Here is a 12,261-nt window from a genome sequence, read left to right as displayed (position 1 = left end):
GTGTAAGTAACTAATTTAGCAAAAGAAAACGAACCAGAGGAAATTCCGAAGGAATTTCCAAGTAGGCAATTGCCCAAGCAATTAATTATACATGTTGTTGTAAAACGTTATTTTTTCAATAGTTTACTCGCATCAAAATTATTTAATTCATTTTCTTCTATAAATTCTACTTTTAACCTTTCCAAATTTGGTAAATCTGCAGAAAACTCTGACACTCTGTTTTGAGAACGCAATAATCGTTCACTATTTATATTGTCTTTTTTATAAACTATCAGTAAAATTGGAATGACCTGTTTATTTGTATTCTCTTTATAGTACGATATATAAGTGTTCAGTTGGTATATAGATTTTTGGATACTTGATATTGGCAATTGATTTCTAAAGTATTTTATCTCAATAATTCTGTCTGAGAATTTTTTGTTTTTAGCTTTTAATAATAAATCAATATAAAATCTATTTCCAAGTTTTTGTTCGGAGTGAATATCAAAATTTGGGCTTTTTAGATTCTTGAACAATTTATAAATGCTTTGCTCAATTCTCATATAATTCAAATAACTTTCTGACCTAGTAGTTGTAGTCGTAGTAGTCTGAGAGGTTGTTTTTGAATCAGATTCTAATTGTTCGGCTAACTCTATTTCTTGAACTTCTTTTTTCGCTTTTTCGATTTTTTCTTCTGGTGATAAAGTCTCAATTTCTAAGTCTAGTTTCTTGATTTCTTTATCAAACTTCTCATCAATTTTGGATTGTCGTTTGAACCAACGTTTAAGCCCTATGTAACTTGAGATTAGTCCTAATAATAATAAGATAAGTGAAGTCCAGGGGATTATTTTTTGAATTTTAGAAACCTGATATTGCTTATTTGTAATAATCTCTTTGATAGGCTCTTCGAATTTTAATACTTCTTCTTTGTCTATGTAAAGACCAAAGTCTTCCTTGAGATAAAAATAAGGAGTCATAATGGCAAGTGCGATTAGTACAAGTCCAATCGAAACCAAAAATTTGTTAATATCTCCAAAATCTATTTTTTGCATTCAGTTTCCTTTATGTTTTACAACTGGTTATATCTCGACAAATATAATCTTTATCAAGTTTATTTCACCTGATAACCCAACCTTTTGATTTTTTTACCAAAAGCATAAAAACTCAAATACACCATATATTATTCCAAGAATCTCCCCTTTAAACAAGTCTTCCTTTTTTTAACGGTATCGTAAAATCCTAGGTCTCTAACTTTAACATAAAAGGCTGATACTTCTCTAAGAAAAAATTATAAACGCCCAACAAAAAGAGCTACATTTGCCATCGATTTACGGTTTTTTATGTAAGTAAAAATTAAAAGGGAATTTGGTTAAAATCCAAAACTGTTCCCGCAACTGTAAGGTTTGAATACCATTTAAAAATTAAAATTATGTATGGTATTATAAAACAAAGTATCAATATATCTCAAGATTAGAATTGCATTATGAGATAAAGTCACTGCTTTAACTTAAGTGGGAAGGCGATATTTTGAGACCAAGTCAGGAGACCTGCCCTAAATCATAAAATTTTTTAGTAACTCTCGGGTAAAGGGTTAGGAAATACAACGTACTATTTGTTGAATTTATCCAAAAGAAAAATAAAGGTGTTTTATTTTAAACCCATTAAAATATTGGTTAAACCTCAAACTAAATAGTATACTACTTCAATGTAGTATTTTCTACATATTACCTGCTTAAAACTGTTTTCAATTAATGAAAAAACTAGTGTTATGCAGTGTGTTTATGCTGTTGGCTATTTTTGCCAATGCACAATCCAACACTACAATTACAGGAATCGTTAAAGATTCTAAATCAGGCAAAGGAATCCCTGATGTTTCTATTACAATTAAAAGCCTTGAAAAAGGAACAACTACTGACAAAAACGGTAACTTCACCATTACTGTTTCAAACCAGTCTGGAGCTCTTCTTTTTTCAAAAGTAGGTTATGCTACAAGAAGAAAGAGAGTACATAGCTCAAGTACCAACCAAACGGTAAACGTCCAACTACAAAAAAAATCAATTCCATTACAAGAAGTAACTGTAAACTCTAATCAAAACCAATTAAGAAAAGAAGTTTTAAACATTGGTAGGCTTAATGTAAAAGATATCGATGTTCCTGTTACTACAAACAGCGTAAGTTCTAAAATTATTGAACAACGCAATGTAACCGACCTTGGAGGTGCTATGAAAAGTGCTACTGGGGTAAGACCTATTAATAGATATGGTGGTTTTCAAACGTTCAGAATTCGTGGTTTTAACAACTTTGTTTTATTAATTGACGGAGTCAGAGATGAACGCCATAGTCTTTCTACAAGTGCACCAACTACAAACCTAGCCAATGTTGAGAGAATCGAGGTTTTAAAAGGGCCAGCTAGTGCATTGTACGGGCACTCTGCTCTCGGAGGAATTATTAATATCGTGAGAAAAAGACCTACCTATCAAAACCAAGGTAGTTTTAGTGCTTCTTACGGAAGTTTTGACACCTACAATATGTCGGCTGGATATGGTGGTGCTATCTCCGATAAACTTCGTTATAGAACAGATTTTGGAATGACACGCTCTAATGGATGGAGAGATTATGGGGTTGAAACAAACAACGGATCATTTATGTTGGAATACACACCTTCTGATAAAGACAAATTAGAATTCTATGTTCAAATAAATAGTGATAAGTATGATACCGATACTGGTATTCCAATGGATGCAGATGGTTCTTTAGTTCCAGGCTTAAACCCTGAAACTAGATATAATGATCCTCAAGATTATTTAAATCATAAACGTTACGATTTTCAATTAAAGTATTCTCATAAATTCAACTCGAATATAGAACTTACCAATCAAGTTTCTTATTCAAGTGATGATATTGACTATTTATCTACTGAGTTTTTAGTTTTAAATGATGCAAAAGATGCTATCACAAGAGATTTCCCTTTCTATTTTAATCACCAAACAAAAACGCTACAAAACCTATTAGATTTTAGTTATAATACAACTACTGGAAATATTCAACATAAACTATTGTTTGGTAATTCTTTGAGTTTTTTAGATCGTAAAACTTTCAGAGGAAGTGTTATTGGACCAGGAGTTGGTGCTACTATAGCTGTACAAAATCCAATTTTAAATCAAGGTCATATTGAACCTCTTGACGAGCGAGTTGATATTAAGGAAGAGTTTGTTAGTGGTTTTTACATTCAAGATTGGATCCGTTTTTCTGATCAATTAAAAGCATTAATCGGAATTCGTTATGATATTTTTAATGGAACATATTACCGAGATCAGCTAAATAACAACAGAGTTGTTACAGAGAGTGGTGCTAGAACAGATATTCCGAAAACAGCTTTTACATACAGAAGTGGTTTGGTATATCAACCATTAAAAAACATGAGTCTATTCGGTTCTTACTCTAATTTCTTCAAACCTTCAAGAAGAATTACTGTTGATGGAAGAGTATTTGATCCAGAAACAGGATACCAAGTTGAAGCTGGTTTAAAGTTTCAAAAGAAAAACTTTATTACCACAACCTTCTCTGTTTATTATTTACTTAAGAATAATATTGTTGACGGATCAAATCATAACGATTTAAAACAAATTGGTGAAGCAGATTCAAAAGGTTTCGAACTTGATATTGAATCTCAACCTTTGAAAGGGTTATATATTAAAGCAGGATATGCTTATGTTGATGCTAGAGTTCGATCGTATGACGAAGCTTTTCAAAGCATCAAATCTGGAAATGTACTACGTTTCGCTCCTAAAAACTCTGGTAATTTATGGGCTACTTACGAGATTCAACGATCAAAATTAAAAGGACTCGGTTTTGGATTTGGTGGTAATTATGTCGGTGAAAACTACACCAATTCAGAAAACACCTTCAAACTTCCATCTTATACTACTTTAGATGGGACTATTTATTACGAAACTAATAAAGTGAGAATAGGACTGAATGTAAACAACCTTACTGACGAACTTTATTTTACGGATGCTATATACGACAATCAATTTTTCGTAGGTCAAGGAAGAAACTTTAGGTTAAACCTTACTTACAAATTTTAATGATCAAGAGCTGTCTATTTTAAATAGGCAGCTCTATTTGTATAGAACCTTCTATCGTGCAAAAACTAACCACCCAAAAACTTCAAAAAACAATAATTTCCCTCCATCATTGGCTCGGAACATTTTTCAGTGCTTTATTTCTTATTTGGTTTCTTTCAGGGATTGTTATGATGTACCAATCATTTCCTTTTTTAAGTAAAAGTGAACAAAAAAGCATGCTTCCTGCTTACCATATTACAAACTTACTTTCGCCAACCACAATATTTAAAGAACAGGCTTCAGATACTATCTATAGTCTCTCTTTGAGTCATCAATTAAAACACCCTGTTTATCACTTAACATCTCATAGAGGAAAAGTTATTTCGAAATACGCCGATAATGGTGAGTCAATAAACATAAACAAAGAAAAAGCGATTTCCATAGCAAAGGAAAATTCAAAAATTACAGAAAAAGGAACTGTACATATCTTAACAGAATTAGATCAGTGGATTCCAAGAACACGCTTTTTAAGTCATATGCCAATCTATAAGGTCAATTTTGAAAATGATGACCGAACTTATGTTTATATTTCTTCTCTAACAGGAAAAGTTTTAGCAATCAATACCTCAACAGAAAGGTTTTGGTCTTGGCTCGGAGCAATTCCTCACTGGATTTATTTCAAAGACATAAGAATCCATAATGCCCTTTGGTATCAGCTTATCGTATGGATATCTGCTTTGGGATTTTTTATGGTACTTACGGGCGTTTTTACAGGAATTGTTCGCTACAAAAAGAAACCGAAAGCAAACTTCAAGCGTTTTAAAAACAAATGGTATAATTTCCATTATTACTTCGGATTATTCTTTGGGACATTCATATGTACTTGGATATTCAGTGGTTGGATGAGTATGACTCCTTTTAGCTGGACACCTAGTACTAGCCTTTCTAAAACAGAACTGAAATGTTGGCAAAAAGGAAGCTTTACCTTAAAAAACATCCATCAAGAAGAATGGAACAACTTCCTTCATCAAATAAGTAATTCAGAATTTCAAGAAGTTAATTTCTCTTATTTTAAAGGAAGTGTTTTCTCAACTGCTTACAATCATAAACAGGAAATTTTATTTAACCTTTCAGAACCTGAAGTGATTCCTGAAACTGAAGATTATATTGAAATAATCGAATCATTTCCCAGAAATAATAGCATTACCAAAATCACTTTACTTGAAACCTACGACAACTATTATTACAGCAGACATAATACTAAAAAATTACCTGTACTTAGAATTGACACCAATACTGAGACAAGCTATTATATTGATCTAGAAACCACAAAAATCATTTACAAATGTTCTACTAAAAACAGAATTCAACGTTGGATATATCACGGCCTTCACAGCTTAGACTTTCCATTTCTTGCCTGGAATAGACCTCTGTGGGATATCTTACTCATTGTTCTTTTAATAGGTGGAACCGTTGTTTGTTTTACTGGAACTGTAATGGGAGTTAAGTTTTTAAAAAGAAAACAACGAAAGAAGAAACATGAAAAAAGAAATAGAAAAAAACAAACCAAACTAAAACATATAAACTCATGGGAAAAAATGTAGCAAAAGCAAAAACAACTTTCCTTTTTTGTGATGGAGGTTCTTGTAAAAAAGCTAATGGTGAAATGGCGGTTAGAGAAGCCAGAGCTCATCTCAGAAACGAAGAACTTTGGGACGATACACATACCATTAGAACTCGATGCAATGGACGATGTGAAGATGCCCCAACTTGGATAGTTGAACCAGGTAATTTTTGGTATAAAAATTTAACTCCAGAAAAGGCTATTGAAATAGTTGATGGACATACAAAAAACAACCAATCAATTCCAGAATATTTGTTGTTTCAAGATGGTTGGAAAAATATGGTTTCGGATAATGAAAGGTCATTGAAACCTGTTGTATTTAATCGAAAAACAGATTCAGAATATGGTAACGTTTTAGTATCAAGGTCTTCCGCTTCGGATCAATATTTATACCCCTTATTCAAAAAGCTATTTGAGCATTTTACTGGTTTTAGGATTACATTCCCTAACAATGTTGAAATAATGATTTCGAAAAAACATCAAGTAGAATACACCGATGTCTTCGATATGATTGTTAGTGGAGAAGAAACTAATTTCAAACTAGCAATCGGTCCAATTACAAAAGTTATGGAAAAAGATGTTGCTCAGGAAATAAAAGACCGTAAAGTTGGAGTTGCAGAAGTTATTTGGGATCGAGAAAATTCGGAGTATATTGGTTATCTTCGCCTGAAAAATAGAAAAGGTAAGTTTTTAATGACAATTAGTATTCCTAAAAGTAATAATGACGCTTGGAATTATTTTCTTAGTATTTATCTAAATATGGACATTAATAAAGTTATGAATTTAGAGTTTTAAATCTCTAATGATTGTCTTTTCAATTAGCACTATTTAATAGCGAAATCTAAGGTTTATTATAGGTTCGGAATTCAATATAAATGTATTCTAATGAATAAAAAACAAATTAGTATTCTTGGTTGCGGCTGGTTAGGCCTCCCTTTAGCAAAACATTTAATTTCAAAAAATTATGTAATTAAAGGTTCTAGTACTTCTATAAGTAAAAAATCAATACTAACTGAAGCTGGAATTCAGCCTTATATTTTTAAACTAGGAGAAAACAACAATCAAGATATTTACAGAGATTTCCTTTCAGGTAGTGATATTATTATTATTAATTTTCCTCCAAGGAGAATTCCAGATATTATTAACATTTACCAAGAACAAATTCGTAGTATTCTTCCATATATAAATGATTCTCAAAAGGTTATTTTTGTTAGTTCTACCTCTGTATATCAAAACACAAACGACTGGGTAACCGAATCTGTCGAGAACAAACCAGAAAAAGAATCTGGTAGAGCCGTATTGGCCGTTGAAAATGTTTTAAAATCTTATTCAAAAGAAAATCTTACCGTGTTAAGGCTGGCAGGTCTTATTGGTTACGACAGAGTTCCTGGTCGATTCCTAGCCAATAAAAAAGAGGTTGCAAATGGTAAAGCTCCTATTAATGTTATACACCAAGATGATTGTATCGGACTAATTGACGCTATTATTGAACATAACAGTTGGGGAGAAACTATTAACGGCTGTGCCGATGAACATCCTTTAAGGAAAGAGTTTTATACCCTGGCCGCAACAAAAGCGAATTTAACTCCGCCTGAATTCAAAGAAACCGAATCAATTCAGTTTAAAAAGATTTCAAACACAAAGAGTAAAACACTCTTAGATTATAAATATAAGTATCCAGATCCACTAATTCTTGTTCGTTAAATGCATAAAATAGCCATCCTAGGTGCCGGTCCTGGAGACCCTGACTTACTAACTGTTAAAGCTTCCAGGCTTATTAAGGAAGCTGATATTATTTTACATGACAACTTGGTTTCTGATGAAATCTTGAAACTAAATACACATGGAACAAAAATTTATGTAGGAAGAAAATTCGGAGATCAATCGAATCAGATAGATCGACAGGAAGCTATAAATGTATTGCTACATAAACACCATAACAAAGGCGAAAGAGTAGTTCGATTAAAATCTGGAGATCCTTATATTTATGGAAGAGCTGCTGAAGAAGCGCGCTACCTAACAAAACATAAGGTTCCGTTTGAAGTTGTTCCTGGAATTACAGCCGCTATTGCAGCGGCAAATAATTTGAATATTCCTATTACGGAAAGAAACCACTCCAATGCCATGCTTATTTGTACGGCTCATACCGCCGATTATTCATTTGAACAATTGAATGGAATTGCACATATGCTAAAAGCAGGGAATACAATATCTATTTATATGGGATTAAAAAGTTTACATCGCATTATTCCTAAATTATTGGACGTATGCCAAGATGAAAACATTCCTGTAAATGCCATTTCTAATGTTTCAAGAACCAACCAAAAAATCGTAACAGGGACATTAGGTACCATTGAAAAAATTGTAGCTTCCGCTTCTCTAGAAATGCCAGTTGTTTTTATTATTGGGGCTACTCCTATTCAGTCAAATGAATTAAATAAAGACCAAATATTTGTCGAACGACACTCATAATACAACTTATAAAAACTAACAAATGAAAGAAGGAATTTTATTGTGTGGACACGGATCAAGAAGACCGGCGGCGGTAGCATCGTTTAAGAGATTAGTAACTATCTTAAAAGAACGTTATGAAAAAGATTATGAAGTCGATTATGGCTTTTTAGAGTTTAATCATCCTACATACGAGGCCGCGGTAGAACGTATGTACCTAAACGGTATTCGCAAAATCTACGCGCTTCCAGTGATCTTATTCGCAGGATCTCATGCTAAGAATGATATACCATTTGAACTCAATACTCTTCAGACCTATCATAATGACTTAACCATTTCTATGGCAAAACACATTGGTGTTAGTTCTTTTTTGTTAGACTTAGCAGTAAAGCGTATTGAAGAAACAGAGGCTAAACTCCCTTCTATTGATAGAAAGGAAACATGCTTAGTGGTTGTAGGAAGAGGTACTACCGATCCAGATGCGAATAGTGATGTTGCCAAGCTAACCAATATGCTGTGGGAAGGTCTTGGTTTTGGATTCGCCACAGTTGGATATAGTGGTACAGCTTATCCTAGCATAAAAGAGAGCCTTGCAATGGTTGATAAATTAGGTTTTAAAAGAACGATTGTAATTCCTTTTTTCTTTTTTACAGGCGTATTGTTAGAAAGAATTTATGATGCTGTAAAAATTATGGACGAGTCTTCAATTAACAATTATGTATTCACCGATCCTTTTGGAACAGATGAATTAATTTTAAAAGCTTTCGACGAACGTTTGGAAGAAGCCAAAAATGGTATTGCTAACATGAATTGTCAGATGTGTAAATACCGTAAACAAGTGGTTGGTTTTGAAGAATATTTAGGACAAGAGCAAATTGGTCATCATTTAAATGTAAAGGGAATTTTGTTTGAAGAAGATGAAAAGCCTGGTGAGCAAAAGAGTGGTATTGGAAATACAATCAAAAAGATTTTAGGGATTTAATAAATTTTCTTTATAACATATCTATGTATTAATCGACTAAATGTTTTGCATGCACTATTTAAAAAACTCTTTTAAATCCATAGTAGAATTCACCTTAAAGTATACTGCCGAAATTTATATATTTCTCTTGGTTTTCTTTATGCTCTTCTTTTTATTATTGATGAGTGCATCTGGCCATGGATTTCATTTTAACCTAAATACAAAAATTGGTTATATTTCAGCTATAACCGCCATTATTTCTGTTCTCGTTAATAAGAAAAATATTAACGTTAGAATAATCAGAGTAATCAATAATATTTTTTTATTATTAAGTCTTATAGTCACTTTGACTTTAGCTTGTATTGCATTTTATCATAATTTAAATTTCAAATATGGAGATGACGTTAGCTTACTGATCATATTCCTTTTCTTCCTAATTCCTCTACTATTTATAACGATTAACTTTATTTTATTAAAAAGAGTATTGCAAAATCGGCTACCTTAAAATTAAATCAAATTTTCTAAATTGAACAGTACCACTCCCGGAAGCTTGTACCCCGATAAGACCTTCAATATGGTTCCTATCAATAATATCAGTTACTAATATGCCATTAATCCAAGCTTGCAAGCTATTTTGATGGCATCTAATTTTATAAGTATTCCATTTTCCAATTGTAGTTACTTTGGCTAAAGGTGACGACTTCAACACAACTGCTCCCGTTCTATATTTTTGATTAGGGTGGTTATCCCAAATATTGAATTCATAACAATTTATCGGATTAATACTATCGTTCTTGCAACGAATAAAAACACCTGAGTTAATAGTGTTACCCGGTTTAAACTCTAGTTCTAAAATGAAATTTTTATAACTCTTTTTTGAGTGTATAAAGCCATCACCTTCCTTAATGACACCTGCAAGAACATCATTTGAAAAATTCCAATCGGCGTTTCCCTTAGCGAACCAATCACGCTCCATTTCTTTTAAGAAATTGTCTTCTTTTTCATTACATGAAATAAATAGTACGGATAGTAGAAAAGTAAAAACAATTGCTTTAAAATAGTTTGTATTGTTCATGACATTTGGTTGTTTTTCAATGAAGATAAAAATACGAGTTTTAACAAAATTTAGATATTAAAATAATAATATATTTGACGTAAATAAAGAATGCTATGAAAAATTGGGAAGACGAAATCATACTGCCTAAAAAAGCCCCTTGGATAGAGTATGCTTATTGGTTAGATACAAAAACATCACCAACAGAATGCAGTGAAGAAGAACTGTATAATACACTTAAAAATTTCGACAATATCATGTACGTAGCGACTCCGGAACATGATACTTTCATTATTCCTGGATCTGATTTCATAACACTTGAACCCATTCTAATAAAAAGAAGAACAAATATAAAAGCAAATTTAAAGTTCACTATATTTTGGACTATACTCTTTGGTTTTTTTGTCCTATCGAGCCTATTTTCTGAAGAAAGTTTTCATTCAAGTAATACTATCTATTTATATTTTATAATCTTTGGAATAATACCATTATTAAGTTCAATATACGAACTAAGTATTCTGAAAAAAATTAACAAAGTCAATTGCATAAAAGAATCCGCTGAAATAAAGTTCGAATTTTGGGTTCAACAAAAAACAATAATTTCCATTTATTTTTTCTCAGGAATTATAATATTGATTTCTATATTTCAATTCATCGTTGGACTAAACAATTCAATTGAATCTATGGGACTCGTTAAAGAGATCACTAAGAGTGGAGAATACTGGCGATTGTTAACCTGCATACTAGTGCATGGAGGGTTCCTTCACATAATGTTTAACGCTAGTGCTATGTATTCTATTGGAAAAATGGTTATTAGAATTTCAGGCGTTTCCTACTTTCTAATTGTGTTCCTCGCCTCTGGCATTATAGGAAGTCTATTTAGTCTAATTTTACTTGATGAAACCTCGGTAGGGTCATCAGGGGGAATTATGGGGCTAATAGGTTTTGTTTTAATAATTGCTCTTAAATTCAAAAATGACATACCAAGAAATATCATCAAATCCATGTTAACCACAATTGCCTTAGTTGGTATGGTTGGTGTTTTTGCTTTTGATATTATTGATAATGCAGCTCATTTCGGCGGATTATTAGGTGGGGTAGTTATTGGTTTGTTGACTAAAAAGAAACAAAAGAACATTCCCTACAAACCAAATCGATTAATAAAAGTTTTGGGCTTTGTCTCTGGTATTATTCTGATTTTAGGTATAATCTTAATTATTATCAAATTCCCTCATAAACTTATTCTTGGAATCTAATTTTAGATGTTTAAACTGAAATAATTACTACATTCGCTCAAAAAATTCATTATAACAAACCTACTTACCACATTTTGACCTTTTATCATGAAAAAACTTATAACCATAATAACTCTCATTTTTTTAACGAATTCATATTCGCAAAAGAAATTCCCCCAACATTCGAAACTTGAAGGGATTAATGGAAAACCTAAAAAAATGACAGAATTCATCGAAGTAAAACTTCCTGAAAGCTATAGTTATAAATACGTTTACTATTTTGACAAAAACGGATATATTCAGAAAAGTGAGACTTATATGTCTATTGATAACGACGAATATGAGCTTGGATCACTTACATTTTATAAAAGAGTTGACAATAGTGCTTTTAAATTGACCTCTTACGACGGCTATTATGAAAACCTTTCAGCTATTGGTAATGATACATTCATTGAGAATACGATTCACTCTGAATACAAAACTAATAACTTTCCATTATTGATTACGTCAACAAAAAAACTGGATAAGAAGCAAAGAATTTTAGAGTGGATCAATACAAACACGAATACTGAAACCAACGAAATAAACTATCAAACTTCAAAAAAATTCGTATATAATAACAATAGAGTTTCAAAGGTTATTGTTAATAATGGAAAAGAGAAAACAACGAAGACATTATTGATTAAAAATGAAAAGCTAGATCGATATGGGAACTTTTTATATCAAGAATATTTTACCGAAGATTCGAAGTTAGAAAGTATTTCAAAAAGAGAGTATGTTTATTGGTAAAACACCAAACACACCCTTTCAAACAACTAATAATCAGCTACTTTGTAAGGTTTTTGATTTAAATCGACTAACGACAATACAAAGAACAATTATAGATAGCT

At 31.8% G+C, this 12,261-nt stretch carries 10 protein-coding genes and 1 riboswitch; of the genes, 8 read left to right on the top strand and 2 right to left on the bottom strand.

Annotation, left to right across the window (positions count from 1 at the left end; genetic code table 11):
• Positions 1-107 precede the first annotated feature (107 nt).
• Positions 108-1,031, bottom strand: coding sequence for a hypothetical protein (locus BLW23_RS09770; protein WP_093669260.1), 924 nt, complete (start codon positions 1,029-1,031; stop codon positions 108-110).
• 262 nt (positions 1,032-1,293) lie between these two features.
• A riboswitch (cobalamin riboswitch) is annotated at positions 1,294-1,549 on the top strand.
• Positions 1,550-1,730: 181 nt separating this feature from the next.
• Here BLW23_RS09770 and BLW23_RS09765 point away from each other — a divergent pair.
• From BLW23_RS09765 to BLW23_RS09740, 6 genes are all read left to right on the top strand, one after another.
• A complete protein-coding gene (locus BLW23_RS09765; RefSeq protein ID WP_218134038.1) occupies positions 1,731-4,067 on the top strand; it encodes a TonB-dependent receptor in 2,337 nt (778 codons plus the stop codon).
• A 56-nt stretch (positions 4,068-4,123) separates the two neighbouring features.
• Positions 4,124-5,650 (top strand): PepSY domain-containing protein, encoded by a 1,527-nt coding sequence (locus tag BLW23_RS09760; RefSeq protein ID WP_176829785.1) that lies wholly within the window; start codon positions 4,124-4,126, stop codon positions 5,648-5,650.
• Positions 5,635-6,465 (top strand): (2Fe-2S) ferredoxin domain-containing protein, encoded by an 831-nt coding sequence (locus BLW23_RS09755; RefSeq protein ID WP_093669256.1) that lies wholly within the window; start codon positions 5,635-5,637, stop codon positions 6,463-6,465. The genes BLW23_RS09760 and BLW23_RS09755 overlap by 16 nt, the downstream gene beginning before the upstream one ends.
• Before the next feature lie 90 nt (positions 6,466-6,555).
• Positions 6,556-7,374, top strand: a complete 819-nt coding sequence (locus BLW23_RS09750; RefSeq protein ID WP_093669254.1) for a Rossmann-fold NAD(P)-binding domain-containing protein — start codon at positions 6,556-6,558, stop codon at positions 7,372-7,374.
• Positions 7,375-8,142 carry a uroporphyrinogen-III C-methyltransferase gene (cobA, locus tag BLW23_RS09745; protein WP_093669252.1) on the top strand — a complete coding sequence of 256 codons (768 nt, stop codon included), beginning with the start codon at positions 7,375-7,377 and terminating at the stop codon, positions 8,140-8,142. It abuts the gene before it with no gap.
• A 22-nt stretch (positions 8,143-8,164) separates the two neighbouring features.
• Positions 8,165-9,103 (top strand): sirohydrochlorin chelatase, encoded by a 939-nt coding sequence (locus tag BLW23_RS09740; protein WP_093669250.1) that lies wholly within the window; start codon positions 8,165-8,167, stop codon positions 9,101-9,103.
• Positions 9,104-9,578: 475 nt separating this feature from the next.
• Here BLW23_RS09740 and BLW23_RS09730 read toward each other — a convergent pair whose 3' ends face one another.
• Complete coding sequence (locus tag BLW23_RS09730; RefSeq protein WP_093669246.1) at positions 9,579-10,157, bottom strand: 3-keto-disaccharide hydrolase; 579 nt, start codon at positions 10,155-10,157, stop codon at positions 9,579-9,581.
• A gap of 95 nt (positions 10,158-10,252) precedes the next feature.
• Between BLW23_RS09730 and BLW23_RS09725 the strand changes: the two genes are divergently transcribed.
• Positions 10,253-11,392, top strand: a complete 1,140-nt coding sequence (locus BLW23_RS09725) for a rhomboid family intramembrane serine protease (RefSeq protein ID WP_093669244.1) — start codon at positions 10,253-10,255, stop codon at positions 11,390-11,392.
• 198 nt (positions 11,393-11,590) lie between these two features.
• On the top strand, positions 11,591-12,160 hold the full coding sequence (locus BLW23_RS09720; protein WP_143032137.1) for a hypothetical protein: 570 nt from the start codon (positions 11,591-11,593) through the stop codon (positions 12,158-12,160).
• Positions 12,161-12,261: the final 101 nt, after the last annotated feature.

The organism is Tenacibaculum sp. MAR_2009_124 (assembly GCF_900105455.1).
GTDB lineage: Bacteria > Bacteroidota > Bacteroidia > Flavobacteriales > Flavobacteriaceae > Polaribacter.
The sequence above is the reverse complement of the archived record's forward strand: the minus strand, read 5'-3'. Positions and strand labels throughout refer to the sequence as shown.

What these genes read in the sequence shown, in the direction of transcription:
- BLW23_RS09765 (WP_218134038.1), top strand. Translation starts at nt 1,731, where the DNA reads ATGAAAAAACTAGTGTTATGCAGTGTGTTTATGCTGTTGGCTATTTTT.
- BLW23_RS09740 (WP_093669250.1), top strand. Translation starts at nt 8,165, where the DNA reads ATGAAAGAAGGAATTTTATTGTGTGGACACGGATCAAGAAGACCGGCG.
- BLW23_RS09730 (WP_093669246.1), bottom strand. Translation starts at nt 10,157, where the DNA reads ATGAACAATACAAACTATTTTAAAGCAATTGTTTTTACTTTTCTACTA.
- BLW23_RS09770 (WP_093669260.1), bottom strand. Translation starts at nt 1,031, where the DNA reads ATGCAAAAAATAGATTTTGGAGATATTAACAAATTTTTGGTTTCGATT.
- BLW23_RS09750 (WP_093669254.1), top strand. Translation starts at nt 6,556, where the DNA reads ATGAATAAAAAACAAATTAGTATTCTTGGTTGCGGCTGGTTAGGCCTC.
- BLW23_RS09725 (WP_093669244.1), top strand. Translation starts at nt 10,253, where the DNA reads ATGAAAAATTGGGAAGACGAAATCATACTGCCTAAAAAAGCCCCTTGG.
- BLW23_RS09755 (WP_093669256.1), top strand. Translation starts at nt 5,635, where the DNA reads ATGGGAAAAAATGTAGCAAAAGCAAAAACAACTTTCCTTTTTTGTGAT.
- BLW23_RS09720 (WP_143032137.1), top strand. Translation starts at nt 11,591, where the DNA reads ATGACAGAATTCATCGAAGTAAAACTTCCTGAAAGCTATAGTTATAAA.
- cobA (WP_093669252.1), top strand. Translation starts at nt 7,375, where the DNA reads ATGCATAAAATAGCCATCCTAGGTGCCGGTCCTGGAGACCCTGACTTA.